Consider the following 19081-nt stretch of genomic DNA (forward strand, 5'->3'; position numbering starts at 1 on the left):
GCCGTCGCGTGCGCGTGCCTAAGTGTAGACGAGAAACCCGCGGCGGGTCGCGTGCGGCGCCTGGCCGATCTGCCAGGTTCGCGCGCGAGTGAGATACTTGACGAAGTGCCGTTGCCGTCCGCGTCGCGGGCAGGCCACGGCGACGCGAAACGGTGGCGCCGGCGCCCGCGCGCCGGCTGCCGTCATCCACGAGGGACTGATTTCATGGGGAACGAGATGCTTGAAACCGCGACGCTCGGAGGCGGGTGTTTCTGGTGCACGGAGGCCGTGTTTCTCGACGTCGACGGCGTGACGGCCGTCCAGTCGGGTTACGCGGGCGGCCATACGCGCAATCCCGGCTATCGCGACATCTGCGAGGGCGACACGGGCCACGCGGAAGTCGTCAACGTGACGTTCGATCCGGCGCGCATCGGCTATCGCGAGATCCTCGAGATCTTCTTCGCGACGCACGATCCGACCCAGTTGAACCGGCAGGGCAACGACGTCGGCACGCAGTACCGGTCGGTCGTGTTCACGCATTCGGATGCGCAGCGCGACACCGCGCTCGACGTGATCCGCGAACTCGAGCGCGAACAGGTGTTCGGCCAGCCGATCGTCACGCAGGTCGTGCCGCTCGACGACAACTACTGGCCGGCGGAGGACTATCACCAGAACTATTACGCGCGGAACCCGGGGCAGGGCTATTGCTCGGTCGTGATCGGGCCGAAGCTCGCGAAATTCCGGCAGAAGTTCTCGCATCGGCTGAAGTCGCTGCGCGGCGCGTAAGCGCGGGCATGACCGGCGCAAACCGGCGTCACGCCGCCTCGTTGCGCCACTGCGCGCACGCGGCGGCGATTTCGCGCGCGAGCGCGATGCATGACAGCGGCGCGGAGCCTTCGGCCTTGTTGTTGATGGTGATGATCACCGGCTGCCCGGCCAGCGCATAGCGCGCGGCCAGTTCGGCGAGCGCCGAGCGCGTGGCCGGATCCTCGTCGACGAGCTTGTCGAACGGCTCGTATTTCGCTTTCGCCTGTTCGTACTTGAAGCCGCCGTGCAGGCTCCAGCGCACGATCAGCGGGCCCGGCGCGTCGCCGTCGAGCAGCGCGAGCGCGGCGGCCTGGCGCAGCGGATCGGGCATCCGCGCGTGCAGGCCGACGCAGTAGCGCACGCCGAGCGCGGCCAGCGCACGGATGAAGCGCGGCGTGAGCAGGCTCGCGTCGCGGATCTCGATCGCGTAGCGCGTGCCGTCGGCGTCCGGCGGCAGCGGCGGCAGCGCCGCGAAGAACGCGGCGAGCCGGTCGATCAGCGCGGCCGGTTCCGCGAGCAATTGATCGGGCAGCGGCGAGAACTGGAACACGAGCACGCCGGCTTTGCGGCCGAGCCCATCGAGACAGGGCTGCACGAATTCGCGGGTCGCGAGCGGCGCATCGAGGAAGGTCGGGTTCGGCCCGGACGGCTCGCCGCGCCGGCCGCGGATCACCGCGTCGGTCACCGCGGCCGGCGCCTTCACGACGAAGCGGAAATCGTCAGGCACCTGTTGCGCGTAGCGCAGGTAATCGGCCACCGACAGCGGGCCGTAGAACGACCGGTCGAGGCTCACGCTCTTCAGCAGCGGATGTGCGCCATACGCTTCGAGCCCTTCGCGCGACAGCTTCGTCTGCGCGAAATCGCCGTCGTAGACGATGCCGTTCCAGCCGGGGAAATACCACGACGACGTACCGAGCCGCACGTTCGGCGGCAGCCTGGCCGCGACGTCGGCCACGTCGGCCGGGATCGGTGCGGGCAGCACGCCGCGCTTGCGGCGGCCTTTCTTCGGCGCAGCGGCCGGCGGGGACGGTTCGTCCCACAGCAGGCCGGACGACGGTACGGGCGCGTCGTCGGCGGCGGGGCGGGAAGTCGTACGGGCGGGCGACGCCGGCTGCGCGTCTTTTTGCGCGTCCGGCGTCACGTGCTCATCGGGGCGGGCGGAGCGACCGTCGTTCGCAGGCGACGCGCGTGGGGCGTGCGTCGGCACGCCGAACAGGTCGAATTGTCCGTCGGCGTGCGACCCGTTGGCGTCGTCGTGCTGCTGTCGTTCCGGCGACGCCTTGCGCCGCGTCCTGCCGTCACCCATGCATGCCCAGCGTGAGGCGCCGCCTAGCGCGGCAGCGCGTGTTCGTACATGTAGCGCCGCGACCACGGCAGCGTTTTCGCGCTGCGTCCGGCCTTGCGGCACACGATCTGGAAGATCGACACGTCGTCGTGCTCGAACGCATACGCGCAGCCGGCAAGATACACGCGCCAGATCCGGAATTTCTCGTCGTCGACGAGCTTTCTCGCTTCTTCGGCTTTCGCTTCGAAGTTTTCCGTCCAGATATCGAGCGTGCGCGCATAGTGCCGGCGCAGGCTTTCGACGTCAACCGCTTCGAGTCCGCCGCGCTGCGCCGCTTCGAGCGCAAGGCTGATGTGCGGCAGCTCGCCGTCCGGGAACACGTAGCGATCGATGAATTCGCCGCCGCCGAGCGCCGTTTCGCCGCTTTCCGCGTCGGTCGACGTGATCCCGTGGTTCATCGCGATGCCGTCGTCGGTCAGCAGCTCGCGGATGCGCGAGAAATAGAGCGGCAGGTTCTTGCGGCCGACGTGCTCGAACATCCCGACGCTCGTGATGCGGTCGAACTGGCCTTCGATCTCGCGGTAATCCTGCAGACGAATCTCGATCCGGTCTTCGAGCCCCGCCGCCTTCACGCGCGCGGTCGCGAGGTCGAACTGGTTCTGCGACAGCGTCACGCCGAGACACGTCGCACCGAACTTCTGCGCGGCGCGCAGCACGAGTGCGCCCCAGCCGCAGCCGATGTCGAGCAGGCGCTGGCCGGGCTCGAGCCGGATCTTCGTGAGGATGTGGTCGATCTTCTTGATCTGCGCGGTGGCGAGATCCTCGTCGCCGTTCTCGAAGTACGCGCACGAGTACACCATGTTCTCGTCGAGCCACAGCTGGTAGAACTCGTTCGAGACGTCGTAGTGGTACTGGATCGCCTTCTTGTCGGTGCTCTTCGTGTGATTGAAGTAGCGCTTCACGCGGGCGAGCTTGCTCGCGCTCGTCACGGTGCTGCGAGCGAGCGAGTAGCCGATGTTGATGATGTCCGACAGCTTGCCTTCGATGTCGATCTTGCCCTTCACGTACGCCTCGCCGAGATTGTCGAGGCTCGGTTCGAGCAGCAGCGGCAACGCCGACGCGCTGTTCACCTTCAGCGTGACCTGCGGCGCGCTGAAGGTGCCGAAATCGAGTTGTTCGCCGTTCCACAGCACGAGGCGCGCCGGTATGTTCGCCTTCGCCCGTACTTCGTCCGCCCACTGTGCCAGCTTCTTTTCCCAGAACATTTGGATTCTCCGTTTGTTCGTTGAATCGAATACAGCCAAGTATCTTGACCGGCGCCCGCCGCTTGCCGCGCGGGCGCCCGGATGCAACACGAGACACGGCCGGCACGCGCCGGCGGCGCGCTTACGGCGACAGGCGCGAGATCGTCCAGCCCGACGCCGCCGCGGCGTCGCGCGTATAGAGCAGGCGGTCGTGCAGCCGCGACGGGCGCCCCTGCCAGAACTCGATCGAATCGGGCACGAGGCGGTAGCCGCCCCAGTGCGGCGGGCGCGGCGGGTCGTCGCCGTAGCGCTCGCTGACGGCCCGTTCGCGCGCTTCGAGCGTCGCGCGGCTGTCGATCACGGTGCTCTGCTCCGACGCCCATGCGCCGATGCGCGAGCCGAGCGGGCGCGACGCGAAATAGCGGTCGCTTTCTTCCGCGCTGGTTTTCTCGATCCGGCCTTCGATGCGCACCTGGCGCTCGAGCTCGATCCAGTAGAACAGCAGCGCGGCTTGCGGATGCACGGCGAGATCGTGGCCCTTGCGGCTTTCGTAATTGGTGAAGAAGACGAACCCGCGTTCGTCGACGCCCTTGATGAGCACGATCCGGGCCGACGGCCGGCCGTCGGCGCCGACGGTCGCGAGCGTCATCGTGTTCGGCTCGGGCAGCTTGGCGGCGAGCGCCTCCTTGAACCAGCGATCGAACTGGGCGAAGGGATCGGGGGCGGCATCGGCCTCGTCGAGCGAAGCACGCGAATAGTTGATGCGGAGATCGGCGAGAGTCGTCATGTTATGCAAACGCTTCAATCTGGGGCCAGTATAGCGAACGCGCGGGAATCGTGCGTGCACAGTGGCGCGTGCGAGCGGGGAGTTCAGGCAAAATAGAGGGCTGCACGACTTACGTTTTCCTTGCTGCCATGTCCTCCGCCGACGCTGTCCCGCCCAGTTCTTCCGATCTTACCCCGACCCCGGAAATCCGGCTTGACGTGGATCGCGCGCGGCGTTTCGGCGGCGTCGCGCGCCTGTACGGCGCGCCGGCCGCCGCCGCGTTCGAGCGGGCGCACGTTGCGGTGATCGGAATCGGCGGCGTCGGGTCGTGGGCGGCCGAGGCACTCGCGCGCAACGCGGTCGGCACGCTCACGCTGATCGATCTCGACAACGTCGCGGAAAGCAACACGAACCGGCAGGTCCATGCGCTCGACGGCAATTACGGCAAGCCGAAGGTCGACGCGATGGCCGAGCGGATCGCGCTGATCGATCCCGCGTGCCGCGTGAACCGGATCGAGGATTTCGTCGAGCCCGACAATTTCGACGCGCTGCTCGGCGGCGGCTTCGACTACGTGATCGACGCGATCGACAGCGTGCGCACGAAGGTCGCGCTGATCGCATGGTGCGTCGCGAAGCGGCAACCGTTGATCGTCGTCGGCGGCGCGGGCGGGCAACTCGACCCGACACGCATCCGCATCGACGACCTCGCGCTGACGATCCAGGATCCGCTGTTGTCGAAGGTGCGCGCGCAGTTGCGCAAGCAGCACGGTTTTCCGCGCGGGCCGAAGGCGCGTTTCAAGGTCAGCGCCGTGTATTCGGACGAGCCGCTGATCTATCCGGAAGCGGCGGCCTGCGACATCGAGGACGGCGCGGAGCCGTCCGCGGCCGCGCACGTCGCGGGGCTCAACTGCGCGGGTTTCGGTTCGAGCGTGTGCGTGACCGCGAGCTTCGGGTTCGCGGCCGCCGCGCATGCGCTGCGGGCGATCGCGGCACGGGCGGCCGGCTGAGCCCGCGGCGCGCGGGCGGGCAGGGCAAGATGATGCCGCGGCGCGGGTGACGTGCCGCGAGCGATACGGCGATGCAGCCGGGCCATCGCGGCCCGGCCGGGCGCGCATCAGTTGAGCGCCATGCTCAGCTTGCGTCGCCACGCGGCGACGAGGTCGGGGCGATCGCCGGCCAGTTCGAACACCGAGATCATCGTGCGGCGGCCGAGGTCGTCGCCGTAGGCGCGATCGCGCATCACGATTTCCAGCAACTGTTCCAGCGCGCCTTCGTACGCGCGCCGCGCGATCAGGCTCTGCGCAAGGTCGAAGCGCGCGTCGAGATCGGCCGGGTTCGCTGCGATACGCGCTTCGAGCGCGTCGGTCGGCGGCAGGTCGGCCGTGGCGTCGAGCGCGTCGAAACGGGTCTTGATCGCCTGATAGCGCGGGTCGCCGTTCTGCACGGTTTGCGGCGACAGGCGTTCGGTTTCGGCGCGCGCGGCGTCGACCTCGTTGCGCGCGAGCAGCAGCTCGATCAGGTCGAGACGCGCGTCGTCGTAGCCGGGGTTCAGCGCGAGCGCCGCTTCGAGGTGCGCGAGCGCATCGTCGAAGCGCTGTTCGGCCATCGCATACTGCGCGGCGCGGCGCTCGGCTTCCTCGGCCGCCGGCAGCAGCCGGTCGAGGAACGCGCGCAACTGACCTTCGGGCAGCACGCCGACGAACTGGTCGACCGGGCGCCCGTCGGCGAACGCGATCACGTGCGGGATGCTGCGCGTCTGGAAGTGCGCGGCGAGTTCCTGGTTCTCGTCGACGTTGACCTTCACGAGCTTCCAGCGGCCTGCGTAGTCGGCTTCGAGTTTTTCCAGCAGCGGGCCGAGCGTCTTGCAGGGGCCGCACCACGGCGCCCAGAAGTCGACCAGCACGGGCGTGTCCAGCGACGCCTCGATGACGTCTTTCTCGAATGTGGCAAGCGTGGTGTCCATGTCGTTCTCTTCCGTTCGAATATCGTCAGGATGGGGGTGGCGCGCCGCTTTTTCAACGCGGCTTCGATTCGGGCAGCGGAATCCACTCGGTTTCGCCCGGCACCTTGCCCATCTCCTGGCGCGTCCAGGCCGCTTTCGCACGCTCGATCGCATCGCGGCTGCTCGCGACGAAATTCCATTCGATGAAGCGTTCGCCGTCGATCCGGTCGCCGCCGAGCAGCATCGCGCGTGCGCCGCGGCCGCTCGTCAGCGTGACCGTCGCGCCCGGCGCGAGCACGGCCATCCGTTCGGCCGGCACCGGCGTGCCGTCGATCGCGAGCTCGCCGTCGACCACGTAGACCGCGCGCTCCTCGTGCGACGCATCGAGTTCGAGCCGGCCGCCCGCCGCGAATTCGGCCGCGACGTAGAGCGTGCGCGAGAACGTCGTCACGGGCGAGCGCAGCCCGAACGCGTCGCCGGCGATCACCGTCAGCGCCGCGCCGTGTTCGTCGCGCTTGGGCAGCGTGTCGGCCGCGTGGTGCCCGAACGACGGCTCGGTCGTCTCGTGCGCTTGCGGCAGCGCCACCCAGGTCTGGATCCCGTGCACGGTATGGCCGCTGGCGCGCTGCGCGTCCGGCGTGCGCTCCGAGTGGACGATCCCGCGGCCGGCCGTCATCCAGTTCACGTCGCCCGGCACGATTTCCTGCCGAGAGCCGAGGCTGTCGCGGTGCAGGATCGCGCCGTCGAACAGGTAGGTGACCGTCGCGAGCCCGATGTGCGGATGCGGGCGCACGTCGAGCCCCGTGCCGGCCGGCAGCATGGCGGGCCCCATGTGATCGAAGAAGATGAACGGGCCGACGAGGCGTGCGGCGAGCGCGGGCAGCGTGCGGCGCACCTGCAGGTTGCCGATGTCGCGCACGTGCGGCTTCAGCAGGGCTTTGATCGAGTCGGTCATGGCGGGCCTCGTGGGAACGGCTGGATTGCCGGTCATTGTACTGGCGGCGCGGCGGCGCGCGTGACGGGGAACGCGAAGCGCGCGGTACGCTGCGGCGCGATGCGGCTGCGGCAGGCATGCGTCGTGCGGTATCCCCCGCGTTGCACGAGCCGCTGCGCACGCCGGCGGCGCGCGCGGCCGATTCCACGCACGCAGCGCGGGTATCGGGCCGGGCGCGAAACCCGGTAGACTGACCGGCTTCACGACAATGATTCGACAATCGAAGGAGACGCCGATGATGGCCCCGAAGGACTTGCTGCTCGCGCTGGTCGTGATTCTGGCGTGGGGCGTGAACTTCGTCGTGATCAAGGTCGGCCTGCACGGCATGCCGCCGATGCTGCTCGGCGCGCTGCGCTTCACGCTCGCGGCCGTGCCCGCGGTGTTCTTCGTGCACCGGCCGCAGATTTCGTGGCGTCTGCTGGTGCTGTACGGCGCGACGATCCAGCTCGGCCAGTTCGTGTTCCTGTTCACCGGGATGTACGTCGGCATGCCGGCCGGCCTCGCATCGCTCGTGCTGCAGTCGCAGGCGTTCTTCACGCTGGTGTTCGCGATGCTGTTCCTCGGCGAGCGGCTGCGTGCGCAGAACCTGATCGGGCTGGCGATCGCCGCGGGCGGGCTCGTCGTGATCGCCGCGCAGGGCGGCCGCGCGATGACGCTCGCGGGCTTCCTGCTGACGATCTGCGCGGCCGCGATGTGGGCCGTCGGCAATATCGTCACGAAGAAGGTCGGGAAGGCGAACCTCGTGTCGCTCGTCGTGTGGGCAAGCCTCGTGCCGCCCGTGCCGTTCTTCCTGCTGTCGCTGTGGTTCGAAGGGCCGCAGCGGATCGCGACCGCGCTCGCGGGCCTGGACGGCGCGTCGATCTTCGCGGTCGTCTATCTCGCGTTCGTCGCGACGCTGCTCGGTTACGGGCTGTGGAGCCGCCTGCTGTCGCGCTACCCGGCCGCGCAGGTCGCGCAGTTCTCGCTGCTGGTGCCGATCGTCGGGCTCGCGTCGTCGGCGCTGCTGCTCGACGAGCACCTGACGCAAGCGCAACTGATCGGCGCCGCGCTCGTGATGGGCGGGCTCGCGGTGAACGTGTTCGGCGGGAAACTGCTGAGCCGCGTCGCGGCGCCGTGACGCGCCGGCACGCGCTGCGTGCCGGCGGCAGGGAGCGGGCGGCGCTCAGGCCATCCGGTTCTTCGCGAGCGGCGGATTTGCGGCGAAATAACGCTTGATGCCGCGGAAGATCGCGTCGGCCATCTCGTCGCGATAGCTGTCGTCGTTGAGCCGGCGCTCTTCGTCCGGGTTGCTGATGAATGCGGTTTCGACGAGGATCGATGGAATGTCGGGCGCCTTCAGCACCGCGAACCCGGCCTGCTCGACCGAGCCCTTGTGCAGCTTGTTGATCCCGCCCACTTCCTTCAGCACGTAGTTGCCGTAGCGCAGCGAGTCGCGGATCTGCGCGGTCGTCGACATGTCGAACAGCGCGCGGTTCACTGCCGCGTCCGCCGTCTTGATGTTGATGCCGCCGATCAGGTCCGACGAATTCTCCTTGTTCGCCATCCAGCGCGCCGCGGCGCTCGTCGCGCCGTGGTCGGACAGCGCGAACACCGACGAGCCGCGCGCGGACGGCGTCGTGAACGCGTCCGCGTGGATCGACACGAAGAGATCCGCGCCGACGCGGCGCGCTTTCTGCACGCGCACGTTCAGCGGCACGAAGAAATCGGCGTCGCGCGTCATCATCGCGCGCATGTTCGGTGCAGCGTCGATCTTTGCGCGCAGCTTCTTCGCGATGTCGAGCGCGATGTGCTTCTCGTACGTGCCGGCGCCGCCGATCGCACCCGGATCCTCGCCGCCGTGGCCCGGATCGATCGCGACCGTCAGCAGGCGCACGGTGCCGCCCTTGCCGGATTTCGGCGCGGTGAACTTGTAGGTGTCGCCGTCGTCGTCGTTGTCGTCACGGCGCGCGATGACGGGCGGCGGCTTGACGGCCGGCTTCGCGGGCGTCGACGGCGTGCCGGCGGCCGGCGGCGCATGCGGCGCGGCCGGCGTGTTCTGCGCGAAACGCTGGAAGAATGCGTCGCTGTTGTCGCCCGCGGCGGGCGGCGGCGTGCCCGGGCCGGCCAGCGCGGGCGGCGGCTGCATCTGCTGCGCGCGCGCGGTGTCGTTGAGCGCCTGTTCCTTGCGTTCCGTCTGCGCGATCAGGTCGGACAGCGGATCGGGCGCGACGGCCGGATACAGGTCGAACACGAGCCGGTACTTGTACGTGCCGACGGGCGGCAGCGTGAACACCTGCGGCTTCACCGAGCCTTTCAGGTCGAACACCATCCGCACGACGTGCGGCTGATACTGGCCGACGCGCACCGACTGGATCTGCGGATCGTTCGGCGCGATCTTCGATACGAGGTCGCGCAGCGCCTGGTCCAGGTCGAGGCCGCTCAGGTCGACGACGAGCCGGTCGGGCCCCTGCAGCAACTGTTGGCTATTCTGCAGCGGCTGATCGGATTCGATCGTGACGCGCGTGTAATCGCGCGCGGGCCACACGCGCACGCCGAGCACCGACGACGCGTGCGCGAGCCGCGGCGCGACGAGACCGAGCACCAGCGTCGACGCCCCCGCGCGCAGAATCTGACGGCGCCGCCAGTTGTGCGTCGCGGTGGCCGCCGATTCGATCGAGCGGAACGGTTTGATCAACATCTTTCGAGACATGCCTTTCCTGAAGCGCTGTACGCACGGACGGTGAGGGCGCGGCCGTCGCCGTCCACGTCGAGCGAGAAAACCAGATCGGGCACGCCGAGCAGGGCGCCCGCCTGTTGCGGCCATTCGACGAGGCAGATCGCGCTGGAATTGAAATATTCGCGAAAGCCTGCGTCGGACCATTCGGCCGGATCGTTGAATCGATACAGATCGAAGTGATAGACCTCGAGTTCCCCATCGCTGCGTTCGAGCGCGTACGGCTCGACGAGCGTATAGGTCGGGCTGCGCACGCGCCCCGAGTGGCCGAGGCCGCGCAGGATCGCGCGCACGAGGGTCGTCTTGCCCGCGCCGAGATCGCCGACCAGCTGGATCTGCAGCCCGTCGAACGCATGGGCGCGGTCGAGCGCGATGCGCGCTGCGTCGAGCGCGTGCGCGAAGCGCGTGCCGAAGGCCTCGGTTGCCGCTTCGTCGGCGAGCGCGATCACGCGCTCCGCGAGCGGGGCGGGCAACATGGCATGAGGCGGTTGGCTGGGCGTGGCTGGCATTCTCGTAAAATAGTGCGATGAACCGACTACCGGAACGCACCGCATCCGACAGGCCTTCGACTCGTGACGAAGGCGCGGCGCCGTGCGCGCTCGACGATGCGGCGTTGACTGCGCTCGCCGCTCGCATCAGGGCGTGGGGGCGCGAATTGGGTTTCGGGGCGATCGGCATCAGCGATACCGATCTCTCGGATGCCGAAGCAGGCCTCGCCGCCTGGCTGGAAGCCGGGTACCACGGCGAAATGGATTATATGGCGAAACATGGGATGAAACGCGCGCGGCCGGCCGAACTTGTGGCCGGTACGCGACGCGTGATCTCCGTGCGGCTCGCCTATTTGCCGGCCCAAACGCTCGCTGACGGTGCACCCGGCGGCGCGCCCGATGCGCTCGTCGCGCACGACTGGCGCGCGCGCGAACGGGCGCGGCTCGACGATCCGCAGGCGGCCGTCGTGTCGATCTATGCGCGCGGCCGCGACTATCACAAGGTGCTGCGCAACCGGCTGCAGACGCTCGCGGAACGCATCGAGCACGAGATCGGCGGGTTCGGCCACCGCGTGTTCACCGATTCGGCGCCCGTGCTCGAAGTCGAGCTTGCGCAGAAGGCCGGGGTTGGCTGGCGTGGCAAGCATACGCTGCTGTTGCAGCGCGACGCCGGCTCGCTGTTCTTTCTCGGCGAGATCTACGTCGATCTGCCGCTGCCGACCGATGCGCACACGTCGCCCGACATCGCGCCCGAGACGCCCGGCGCGCATTGCGGCAGTTGCACGCGCTGCCTCGACGCATGCCCGACCGGCGCGATCGTCGAGCCGTACCGCGTCGATGCGCGCCGCTGCATTTCGTATCTGACGATCGAACTGAAAGGCAGCATCCCCGAGCCGCTGCGGCCGATGATCGGCAATCGCGTGTACGGCTGCGACGACTGCCAGCTCGTGTGCCCGTGGAACAAGTTCGCGCAGGCCGCGCCCGTCGCCGATTTCGACGTGCGGCACGGCCTCGACCGCGCGACGCTCGTCGAGCTGTTCGAGTGGGACGCCGACGCGTTCGATACGCGGATGCAGGGCAGCGCGATCCGGCGTATCGGCTACGAAAGCTGGCTGCGCAATCTCGCGGTCGGGCTCGGCAATGCGCTGCGCGCCGGCGCGGGCCGGCTCGACCCCCCCGCGCGCGATGCGATCGTCGCCGCGCTGCGCGCGCGGGCCGACGATCCGTCGCCGGTCGTGCGCGAGCATGTCGAATGGGCGCTGCGAGCCGCGTGAAGGCGGCGTAAAGTGTCGTCGGCGCGCGGGCAGGGCCGCGCGCATCCCCCGGTCAGGAGAAGGCAATGTTCAACGCAGTCATCGACGCGCCGTTCGGCAAGGTCGGCATCCGCACCGATGCCGCGGTGGTGCGCGAGATCGTCTATCTGCCCGAATCGATGAAGTCGGTCGAGCCGGATTCGGCGCTGGCGAAGCGCGCGGTCGAGCAGATCGAACGTTATTTCGAGCGCGCGTCCGCCCGCTTCGACCTGCCGCTCGCCGACGTCGGCAGCGCATTCCAGCACCGCGTGTGGGACGTGATCAGCGATATCCCGCCCGGTACGGTGCTGACCTACGGCCAGGTCGCGAAGCGGATCGGCAGTGCGCCGCGCGCGGTCGGTCAGGCGTGCGGCGCGAACTACTTCCCGCTCGTGATTCCGTGCCATCGCGTCGTCGCGGCGGGCGGCCTCGGCGGGTTCGCGAACCACGACGACAATGGTTATTACCAGCAAGTGAAGCGCTGGCTGCTGACGCACGAGGGCGTGCCGTACCGATGAGCGAACCGCTGATTTCCCCCGAAGCCGACGGCGATGCCGTCGCGGTGTCGCCCGCGCTGCTCGCGAGCCGCGCGTCGATCGACGTGTTCTGCGATGCGCTGTGGCTCGAACACGGGCTCGCGCGCAACACGCTCGATGCGTACCGGCGCGACCTGGCGCTGTTTTCCCAATGGCTGGCCGCGACGCACGACGCGCCGCTCGACTCGGCCGACGAGGCGATGGTGACGGGCTACATCGCCGCGCGCAGCGACGGCAAGGCGACGTCGTCGAACCGGCGACTGTCGGTGTTCCGCCGCTATTACGGCTGGGCCGTGCGCGAGCATCGCGCGAGCGCCGACCCGACGCTGCGGATCACGTCCGCGAAACAGGCGGCCCGGTTTCCGTCGACGCTGTCCGAGGCGCAGGTCGAGGCGCTGCTCGGCGCGCCCGACATCGGCACGCCGCTCGGCCTGCGCGATCGCACGATGCTCGAGCTGATGTATGCGAGCGGGCTGCGCGTGAGCGAGCTCGTGACGCTGAAGACGGTCGAGGTCGGCCTCAACGAAGGCGTCGTGCGCGTGATGGGCAAGGGTTCGAAGGAGCGGCTCGTGCCGTTCGGCGAAGTCGCGCACGGCTGGATCGAACGCTACCTGCGCGACGCGCGGCCGGCGCTGCTCGGCGCGCGCGCGGCCGACGCGCTGTTCGTGACCGCTCGCGGCGACGGGATGACGCGCCAGCAGTTCTGGAACATCATCAAGCGGCACGCGCAGCAGGCCGACGTGCGCGCTCACCTGTCGCCGCACACGCTGCGGCATGCGTTCGCGACGCACCTGCTGAACCACGGCGCCGACCTGCGCGTCGTGCAGCTGCTGCTCGGCCACAGCGACATCTCGACCACGCAGATCTATACGCACGTCGCGCGTGAGCGGCTCAAGACGCTGCACGCGCAGCACCACCCGCGCGGCTGACGCGCGCCCGAGCATGCGGCGCCGCACGCGCCGATGCGGGCTCACGCGTGTGCGGCGGCCGCGTCAGATCAGTTCGCGCAGCCGGTGCTTGAGCACCTTGCCGGTCGACGCGGCCGGCAGGGCAGCGAGCACGCGGATATGCGCAGGGCGTTTGTAAGCCACGAGCCGATCCGCGCACCACGCGTGCAATGCCGCCTCGTCCGCCGTCGCGCCCGGCACCAGCTCGACGAACGCGAGCACTTCCTCGTTGCCTTCGATCGCGCGGCCGATCACGGCCGCCTGCACGACGTCCGGATGCGCGTTCAGCACCTGTTCGACCTCGACCGGATACACGTTGAAGCCCGAGCGGATGATCAGTTCCTTGCTGCGGCCGGCGATCGTCACTGCGCCGTCCGCGTCCTGCCGCGCGAGATCGCCGGTGCTCAGCCAGCCGTCCGGCGACACGGCCGCGCGCGTCGCGTCCGCGTCGCGGTAGTAGCCGAGCATCACGTTCGGCCCGCGCACGCGGATCTCGCCGACTTCGCCGGGCGGCACGTCGGTGCCGTCCGGCGCGACGATCCGCATGTCGACGCCCGGAATCGGCACGCCGACCGAACTGTCCGTGCGCGGCGCGTCGAGCGGCGTCTGCGTGATCGTCGGGCTGCTTTCGGTCATCCCGTAGCCGTTGTGCAGCGGCACGCCGTACAGGCGCTCGACGCGCGCCTTCAGGTTCGCATCGAGCGGCGAGCCGCCCGAATACGCGAAGCGCAGCCGCGGCGCGCGCCATGCGTGGCCGTGCGTGTGCAGGTGTTCGAGCAGCTTCGCGTGCATCGCGGGCACGCCCTGGAAGATCGTGACGCCTTCGTCGGCGAGCGCGACGCGGACGGCTTCCGGCGAGAAGCGCGGCGCGAGCCGCAGCGTCGCGCCCGCGTACAGGCTGCCCAGGCATACCGACGCGAGCCCGTACACGTGGGACACGGGCAGCACCGTGTAGGCGACGTCGTCGGGCGACACGCGGCGCAGCGTGCTCGATGTCGCCGCGATGAACAACAGGTTGCGGTGCGACAGCATCACGCCCTTCGGCATGCCGGTCGTGCCCGTCGTGTAGATCAGCGCCGCGCATTGCTCGGCGCCGTCGGCGGCCACCGGTTCGGCGGGCGCGCCCGCATCGACCCGATACGACCACGTGCCGATGTCGACCGGCAGTGCGCCGGCGGGTGTTGCGCCGAGCCGCTCGGCATGGGTGCGCGCATCGGGGGATACATCTGTCGTGAATGCAATCAGCTTCGGGCGCGCATGCGCGGCGATCGCGTCGAGCTCGGCGGCCGACAGCCGCGCGTTCGACAGGAGCGCCCAGGCGTCGAGGCGGGCGGCCGCGAACAGCAGCACGATCTGCGCGACGCAGTTTTCCGCGACGATCATCACGCGGTCGCCACCTTGCACGCCCAGGCTCGCCAGCCGTGCTGCCGCCGCTTCGATGGCCCGTGCCAGCTCGCCGTACGACAGGCGGCGCGCATCTTCGATCAGCGCCGGATGCGCAGGCGATTGCGCGGCCCGATGGGCGGGCACGTCGGCGATGCGACGCGGCAGCGCGGCGAGCAGCGCATCGACGTCGAGCGATTCGGATGAACGGCGAGGCGAGGACATGGCGTCTCCAGAAGAGGGGCAGGCGGCGGCCGACGATATTTGCGAACGATCGTGCCACGACGGCGCGCGCGCCACAATCGGCCAATCGGGCAATAGCGCATCGCGATGTCCGCAACGATGACGCGTGCAATCGTCGTCAAGAGGCGGCGGGCCACCCGGCGGAAAAACGGGCCGCGAGTATACCGTCGGCGCGGGCATGCCATTGCGCGCGCGCCGATTGTTCGCCATTAAAATGCCGCCATGAGCAAATCCAGACACGTGTCCGAAACCCCCGCGACCCAGTTGCTGCGCCGCCACGGCGTCGCATTCGGCGAGCATCCGTACGAATACGTCGAGCACGGCGGCACCGGCGAATCGGCGCGCCAGCTCGGCGTCGACGAGCATAGCGTCGTGAAGACGCTCGTGATGGAGGACGAACACGCGAAGCCGTTGATCGTACTGATGCACGGCGACCGCACCGTGTCGACGAAGAATCTCGCGCGGCAGATCGGCGCGAAGCGGGTCGAGCCGTGCAAGCCCGAGGTCGCGAACCGCCATTCGGGCTATCTCGTCGGCGGCACGTCGCCGTTCGGCACACGCAAGGCGATGCCCGTCTACGTCGAGGCGACGATCCTCGAATTGCCGACGATCTACCTGAACGGCGGCCGGCGCGGCTACCTCGTCAGCCTCGCGCCGGCGGTGCTCACGTCGCTGCTCCGTGCGCAGCCGGTGCAGTGCGCGAGCGTCGACTGAGGGTTTCACCTTCGTGGCAGTCCGCGCCCGTTCGGTAGAATGGGCGCCGTTTCGGCTTGCCGGCCTGCCGTGCACCGCCGTCCCTTTCCCGATACGTTGAAAGAAGAGTTCCCCGCATGCAGACCCTGCTCGCCGCCCTCGTTGCCTACCTGATCGGTTCGGTGTCGTTCGCCGTCGTCGTCAGTTCCGTGATGGGCCTGGCCGACCCGCGTTCGTATGGATCGAAGAATCCCGGCGCGACCAACGTGCTGCGCAGCGGCAACAAGAAGGCCGCGATCCTGACGCTCGTCGGCGACGCGTTCAAGGGCTGGATCGCCGTCTGGCTCGCCCGGCGCTTCGGCCTGCCCGACGTCGCGGTCGCGTGGGTCGCGATTGCCGTGTTCCTCGGCCACCTGTACCCGGTGTTCTTCCGCTTCCAGGGCGGCAAGGGCGTCGCGACCGCGGCCGGCGTGCTGCTCGCCGTGCACCCGGTGCTCGGGCTCGCGACCGCGTTGACCTGGCTGATCGTCGCGTTCTTCTTCCGCTATTCGTCGCTCGCGGCACTGGTGGCGGCCGTGTTCGCGCCGGTGTTCGACGTGTTCCAGTTCGGCATGCCGGGCCACAACCCGATCGCCTGGGCCGTGCTCGCGATGAGCGTGCTGCTCGTGTGGCGCCACCGCGGCAACATTTCGAAGCTGCTCGCGGGACAGGAGAGCCGGATCGGCGACAAGAAGAAGGCGGCCGCGGACGACGGCGCGCACGACGGCGGGAAAGCCTGAGAAGGCGCGGCGCTTGCCGCGCGCCGGGCGCGCCGCGTATGCGGGGCCCGGCCGGACGACGTGACGGGCCGGCGGCCGGTCAGTCGCGGAAGTTGTTGAAGTCGAGCGGCGTGTCGGTCACGTCCTTGCGCAGCATCGCGATCGTGCTTTGCAGGTCGTCGCGCTTCGCGCCGGAGATGCGCACCGCGTCGCCCTGGATGCTCGCCTGCACCTTGATCTTGCTGTCCTTCACGAGGCGCACGATCTTCTTCGCGAGGTCTCCCGTCACGCCTTTCTTCACGGTGACGATCTGCTTGACCTTGTCGCCGCCGATCTTCTCGACCTTGCCGTAGTCGAGGAAGCGCACGTCGACGTTGCGCTTGGCCAGCTTGCCGATCAGCACGTCCTTCACCTGGCCGAGCTTGAAATCGTCGTCGGCGAACAGCGTCAGCTCGCGTTCCTTCTGCTCGACGCGTGCGTCGGAGCCCTTGAAGTCGAAACGCGTCGAAATTTCCTTGTTCGACTGCTCGATGGCGTTCTTCACTTCGATCATGTTCGCTTCGGAAACGACGTCGAACGATGGCATGGCATTCTCCCTTGAGATGCGGGCGCCCGGCTCGCGCGCGGGCACTCGCTATAATTGCGGACTGTTTGCCATTTTACCGATGCCCCTCCGTTTGCCCAAGGCCGGCCATGCGCCGCCCGGGCCGACGTGACCGCGAATGCCGATGCCTCCTGACGATTCCGCCCTGTCGCTGCTTCCCGACCATCCGCTCGCCGCGCACAACACGTTCGGCATCGCCGCGCGCGCGCGTTTCGCCGCGCGCATCACCCGGGCGGCCCAGTTCGAGGCGCTGCATCGCGACCCGCGGGTCGCGAACCTGCCGCAGCTCGTGCTCGGCGGCGGCAGCAATATCGTGTTCACGCGCGATTTCGACGGCGTCGTGCTGCTCGACGAGATCGCGGGCCGCGGCGTCGTGCGCGAGGACGACGATGCGTGGTACGTCGAGGCCGGCGGCGGCGAGAACTGGCACGCGTTCGTCGCGTGGACGCTCGAGCGCGGGATGCCGGGCCTCGAGAATCTCGCGCTGATCCCGGGCACCGTCGGCGCCGCGCCGATCCAGAACATCGGCGCGTACGGCCTGGAGATGAAGGCGTATTTCGATTCCCTGGTCGCGGTCGAACTGGCGACGGGGCGCCGCGAGCGTTTCGACGCCGCGCGCTGCGCGTTCGGCTATCGCGACAGTTTCTTCAAGCGGGAAGGGCGCGGCCGGTTCGCGATCGTCGCGGTGACGTTCCGGCTGCCGAAGCAATGGGCGCCGCGGCTCGGCTACGCGGACGTCACGCGCGAACTCGACGCGCGCGGCATCGCGCCCGATGCGGCGACGCCGCGCGACGTGTTCGACGCGGTCGTCGCGATCCGCCGCGCGAAGCTGCCCGATCCGCTGGTGCTCGGCAATGCGGGCAGTTTCTTCAAGAATCCGGTGATCGACGCCGCGCAGTTCGATGCATTGCGCGCCCGCGCGCCGGAGATCGTGTCGTATCCGCAGCCGGACGGGCACGTGAAGCTCGCGGCCGGCTGGCTGATCGACCGCTGCGGCTGGAAGGGGCGCGCGCTCGGGGCGGCGGCCGTGCACGACCGCCAGGCGCTCGTGCTCGTCAATCGCGGCGGCGCGACCGGCGCCGACGTGCTTGCGCTGGCGCGGGCGATCCAGGCCGACGTGCGCGCGCGGTTCGGCGTCGAGCTGGAGGCGGAGCCGGTCTGCCTGTAACGCAGTGCGTGCGCCGGTTTTGGCGCATCCAAACGAAAAGCGCCGATCGTCGACCGGCGCTTTTTTTACGCGTGTGCGTTGCGGCGCGTCAGTGCTTGAGGCGGCCGAGCAGCAGGAACTCCATCAGCGCCTTCTGCACGTGCAGGCGGTTTTCCGCTTCGTCCCACACGACGCTCTGCGGGCCGTCGATCACGCCGGCTGTCACTTCCTCGCCGCGGTGCGCGGGCAGGCAGTGCATGAAGAGAGCATCCGGATTCGCATGGCCCATCATTTCCTCGTCGACGCACCAGTCGGCGAATGCCTGCTTGCGCGCCTCGTTCTCGGCCTCGAAACCCATGCTCGTCCATACGTCGGTCGTCACGAGATCGGCGCCCTTGCACGCCTCGTTCGGATCGTCGAACACTTCGTAGAACGGCGCGCTGTCGGGCGACACGAGCTTCATGTCGAGCGCATAGCCGGGCGGCGTCGACAGGCGCAGCTTGAAGCCGAGGATCTGCGCGGCTTCGATCCACGTATACAGCATGTTGTTCGCGTCGCCGACCCACGCGACGGTCTTGCCGGCGATCGGGCCGCGGTGTTCGTAGTACGTGAAGATGTCGGCGAGCACCTGGCACGGGTGGTATTCGTTGGTCAGGCCGTTGATCACCGGCACGCGGGAATTCTGCGCGAAGCGTGTGATCACGTCCTGCTCGAACGTGCGGATCATGATGATGTCGACCATTCGCGAGATGACCTGCGCGGAATCCTCGACAGGCTCGCCGCGGCCGAGCTGCGTGTCGCGCGTGCTCATGAAGACGGCGTGGCCGCCGAGCTGGAAGATCCCGGCCTCGAACGACAGGCGCGTGCGCGTCGAGCTCTTCTCGAAGATCATCGCGAGCGTGCGGTCGTGCAGCGGGTGATAGGTCTCGTAGTTCTTGAACTTGCGCTTCAGGATAGCCGTGCGTTCGAGCACGTACTCGTAGTCTTCCAGCGAGAAATCCTTGAACTGCAGGTAGTGACGAATGGTTTTGGCGGTCATGAAACGAAATACGGCGGGTCTCACCCGGCAGCGAGGCCGGACGGCGCCGCCGTCGGGTGTGGATAACTCAAAGCAGCATAAAGGATTTTCCGTGCTTTGACGAGCCGTGGCGCGACGCGGCGCTGGATCGCCGTGCACGACCGGCGGCGTGGGAGCGGGGGTGTCGGGACGACGCGCGATGGCGCGCTGCGGTATAATTCGAAAGTTTTCTCCAGCCCGGC

Annotated in this window: 19 protein-coding genes; 9 read left to right on the forward strand and 10 right to left on the reverse strand. The window is 68.7% G+C overall.

Features of this window, described 5'->3' with window-relative positions; all coding sequences use genetic code 11:
- Positions 1-204: 204 nt before the first annotated feature.
- Positions 205-765, forward strand: a complete 561-nt coding sequence (msrA, locus tag WS61_RS25605; protein WP_059504641.1) for a peptide-methionine (S)-S-oxide reductase MsrA — start codon at positions 205-207, stop codon at positions 763-765.
- 28 nt (positions 766-793) lie between these two features.
- Here msrA and WS61_RS25610 read toward each other — a convergent pair whose 3' ends face one another.
- The 3 genes from WS61_RS25610 to pdxH form a co-directional block, all read right to left on the reverse strand.
- Positions 794-2092 (reverse strand): DUF72 domain-containing protein, encoded by a 1299-nt coding sequence (locus WS61_RS25610; protein ID WP_059504643.1) that lies wholly within the window; start codon positions 2090-2092, stop codon positions 794-796.
- A 23-nt stretch (positions 2093-2115) separates the two neighbouring features.
- Positions 2116-3336, reverse strand: a complete 1221-nt coding sequence (locus tag WS61_RS25615) for a cyclopropane-fatty-acyl-phospholipid synthase family protein (protein ID WP_034208233.1) — start codon at positions 3334-3336, stop codon at positions 2116-2118.
- A gap of 121 nt (positions 3337-3457) precedes the next feature.
- The gene (gene pdxH, locus WS61_RS25620; protein WP_034208232.1) at positions 3458-4102 is read right to left on the reverse strand and encodes a pyridoxamine 5'-phosphate oxidase; all 645 of its coding nucleotides are present in this window, start codon (positions 4100-4102) and stop codon (positions 3458-3460) included.
- 128 nt (positions 4103-4230) lie between these two features.
- Between pdxH and tcdA the strand changes: the two genes are divergently transcribed.
- On the forward strand, positions 4231-5088 hold the full coding sequence (tcdA, locus tag WS61_RS25625) for a tRNA cyclic N6-threonylcarbamoyladenosine(37) synthase TcdA (RefSeq protein WP_059504645.1): 858 nt from the start codon (positions 4231-4233) through the stop codon (positions 5086-5088).
- A gap of 107 nt (positions 5089-5195) precedes the next feature.
- On the opposite strand, the gene trxA is transcribed toward tcdA, so the two are convergent.
- A complete protein-coding gene (trxA, locus tag WS61_RS25630; RefSeq protein ID WP_059504648.1) occupies positions 5196-6044 on the reverse strand; it encodes a thioredoxin in 849 nt (282 codons plus the stop codon).
- A gap of 52 nt (positions 6045-6096) precedes the next feature.
- Entirely contained in the window at positions 6097-6978 is an 882-nt protein-coding gene (locus tag WS61_RS25635) for a pirin family protein (RefSeq protein ID WP_059504650.1), read from the reverse strand.
- 277 nt (positions 6979-7255) lie between these two features.
- On the opposite strand from WS61_RS25635, the gene WS61_RS25640 reads away from it, so the two are divergent.
- Positions 7256-8134: an EamA family transporter gene (locus WS61_RS25640; RefSeq protein WP_179949706.1), complete on the forward strand. Its 879-nt coding sequence runs from the start codon at positions 7256-7258 to the stop codon at positions 8132-8134.
- A 45-nt stretch (positions 8135-8179) separates the two neighbouring features.
- Here WS61_RS25640 and WS61_RS25645 read toward each other — a convergent pair whose 3' ends face one another.
- Both WS61_RS25645 and tsaE read right to left on the reverse strand, forming a co-directional pair.
- On the reverse strand, positions 8180-9706 hold the full coding sequence (locus tag WS61_RS25645; RefSeq protein ID WP_059504653.1) for an N-acetylmuramoyl-L-alanine amidase: 1527 nt from the start codon (positions 9704-9706) through the stop codon (positions 8180-8182).
- Positions 9688-10239 (reverse strand): tRNA (adenosine(37)-N6)-threonylcarbamoyltransferase complex ATPase subunit type 1 TsaE, encoded by a 552-nt coding sequence (gene tsaE, locus WS61_RS25650; RefSeq protein ID WP_059504655.1) that lies wholly within the window; start codon positions 10237-10239, stop codon positions 9688-9690. Before tsaE ends, WS61_RS25645 begins: the two co-directional genes overlap by 19 nt.
- Before the next feature lie 17 nt (positions 10240-10256).
- On the opposite strand from tsaE, the gene queG reads away from it, so the two are divergent.
- The 3 genes from queG to xerD all read left to right on the forward strand — a co-directional run bounded on the left by queG (position 10257) and on the right by xerD (position 12975).
- Complete coding sequence (queG, locus tag WS61_RS25655) at positions 10257-11492, forward strand: tRNA epoxyqueuosine(34) reductase QueG (RefSeq protein ID WP_059504657.1); 1236 nt, start codon at positions 10257-10259, stop codon at positions 11490-11492.
- Positions 11493-11557: 65 nt separating this feature from the next.
- Positions 11558-12028, forward strand: a complete 471-nt coding sequence (locus tag WS61_RS25660; RefSeq protein WP_059504659.1) for a methylated-DNA--[protein]-cysteine S-methyltransferase — start codon at positions 11558-11560, stop codon at positions 12026-12028.
- On the forward strand, positions 12025-12975 hold the full coding sequence (gene xerD / locus WS61_RS25665) for a site-specific tyrosine recombinase XerD (RefSeq protein ID WP_059504661.1): 951 nt from the start codon (positions 12025-12027) through the stop codon (positions 12973-12975). Before WS61_RS25660 ends, xerD begins: the two co-directional genes overlap by 4 nt.
- 63 nt (positions 12976-13038) lie before the next feature.
- Here the strand turns inward: xerD and WS61_RS25670 are convergent, their stop codons facing one another.
- Positions 13039-14601 carry a class I adenylate-forming enzyme family protein gene (locus WS61_RS25670; protein ID WP_059504663.1) on the reverse strand — a complete coding sequence of 521 codons (1563 nt, stop codon included), beginning with the start codon at positions 14599-14601 and terminating at the stop codon, positions 13039-13041.
- A 240-nt stretch (positions 14602-14841) separates the two neighbouring features.
- Here WS61_RS25670 and ybaK point away from each other — a divergent pair, with 240 nt between their 5' ends.
- Entirely contained in the window at positions 14842-15333 is a 492-nt protein-coding gene (gene ybaK / locus WS61_RS25675) for a Cys-tRNA(Pro) deacylase (RefSeq protein WP_059504665.1), read from the forward strand.
- 116 nt (positions 15334-15449) lie between these two features.
- A complete protein-coding gene (plsY, locus tag WS61_RS25680; protein ID WP_059504667.1) occupies positions 15450-16091 on the forward strand; it encodes a glycerol-3-phosphate 1-O-acyltransferase PlsY in 642 nt (213 codons plus the stop codon).
- 79 nt (positions 16092-16170) lie between these two features.
- Here plsY and WS61_RS25685 read toward each other — a convergent pair whose 3' ends face one another.
- On the reverse strand, positions 16171-16656 hold the full coding sequence (locus tag WS61_RS25685) for a YajQ family cyclic di-GMP-binding protein (protein WP_034208219.1): 486 nt from the start codon (positions 16654-16656) through the stop codon (positions 16171-16173).
- Positions 16657-16792: 136 nt separating this feature from the next.
- On the opposite strand from WS61_RS25685, the gene murB reads away from it, so the two are divergent.
- Complete coding sequence (gene murB / locus WS61_RS25690; RefSeq protein ID WP_059504669.1) at positions 16793-17842, forward strand: UDP-N-acetylmuramate dehydrogenase; 1050 nt, start codon at positions 16793-16795, stop codon at positions 17840-17842.
- A gap of 88 nt (positions 17843-17930) precedes the next feature.
- Here murB and argF read toward each other — a convergent pair whose 3' ends face one another.
- Positions 17931-18860 (reverse strand): ornithine carbamoyltransferase, encoded by a 930-nt coding sequence (gene argF, locus WS61_RS25695; RefSeq protein ID WP_059504670.1) that lies wholly within the window; start codon positions 18858-18860, stop codon positions 17931-17933.
- Between the last annotated feature and the right edge of the window lie 221 nt (positions 18861-19081).

It is taken from the genome of Burkholderia sp. ABCPW 11, assembly GCF_001523445.1.
In the GTDB taxonomy this organism is placed as follows: Bacteria; Pseudomonadota; Gammaproteobacteria; order Burkholderiales; family Burkholderiaceae; genus Burkholderia.

Coding starts and splice junctions, on each gene's coding strand:
- trxA (WP_059504648.1), bottom strand. CDS start 6,044: ATGGACACCACGCTTGCCACATTCGAGAAAGACGTCATCGAGGCGTCG.
- WS61_RS25685 (WP_034208219.1), bottom strand. CDS start 16,656: ATGCCATCGTTCGACGTCGTTTCCGAAGCGAACATGATCGAAGTGAAG.
- ybaK (WP_059504665.1), top strand. CDS start 14,842: ATGAGCAAATCCAGACACGTGTCCGAAACCCCCGCGACCCAGTTGCTG.
- WS61_RS25670 (WP_059504663.1), bottom strand. CDS start 14,601: ATGTCCTCGCCTCGCCGTTCATCCGAATCGCTCGACGTCGATGCGCTG.
- xerD (WP_059504661.1), top strand. CDS start 12,025: ATGAGCGAACCGCTGATTTCCCCCGAAGCCGACGGCGATGCCGTCGCG.
- queG (WP_059504657.1), top strand. CDS start 10,257: ATGAACCGACTACCGGAACGCACCGCATCCGACAGGCCTTCGACTCGT.
- WS61_RS25640 (WP_179949706.1), top strand. CDS start 7,256: ATGGCCCCGAAGGACTTGCTGCTCGCGCTGGTCGTGATTCTGGCGTGG.
- WS61_RS25610 (WP_059504643.1), bottom strand. CDS start 2,092: ATGGGTGACGGCAGGACGCGGCGCAAGGCGTCGCCGGAACGACAGCAG.
- WS61_RS25635 (WP_059504650.1), bottom strand. CDS start 6,978: ATGACCGACTCGATCAAAGCCCTGCTGAAGCCGCACGTGCGCGACATC.
- WS61_RS25615 (WP_034208233.1), bottom strand. CDS start 3,336: ATGTTCTGGGAAAAGAAGCTGGCACAGTGGGCGGACGAAGTACGGGCG.
- tcdA (WP_059504645.1), top strand. CDS start 4,231: ATGTCCTCCGCCGACGCTGTCCCGCCCAGTTCTTCCGATCTTACCCCG.
- msrA (WP_059504641.1), top strand. CDS start 205: ATGGGGAACGAGATGCTTGAAACCGCGACGCTCGGAGGCGGGTGTTTC.
- argF (WP_059504670.1), bottom strand. CDS start 18,860: ATGACCGCCAAAACCATTCGTCACTACCTGCAGTTCAAGGATTTCTCG.
- tsaE (WP_059504655.1), bottom strand. CDS start 10,239: ATGCCAGCCACGCCCAGCCAACCGCCTCATGCCATGTTGCCCGCCCCG.
- WS61_RS25660 (WP_059504659.1), top strand. CDS start 11,558: ATGTTCAACGCAGTCATCGACGCGCCGTTCGGCAAGGTCGGCATCCGC.
- pdxH (WP_034208232.1), bottom strand. CDS start 4,102: ATGACGACTCTCGCCGATCTCCGCATCAACTATTCGCGTGCTTCGCTC.
- WS61_RS25645 (WP_059504653.1), bottom strand. CDS start 9,706: ATGTCTCGAAAGATGTTGATCAAACCGTTCCGCTCGATCGAATCGGCG.
- murB (WP_059504669.1), top strand. CDS start 16,793: ATGCCGATGCCTCCTGACGATTCCGCCCTGTCGCTGCTTCCCGACCAT.
- plsY (WP_059504667.1), top strand. CDS start 15,450: ATGCAGACCCTGCTCGCCGCCCTCGTTGCCTACCTGATCGGTTCGGTG.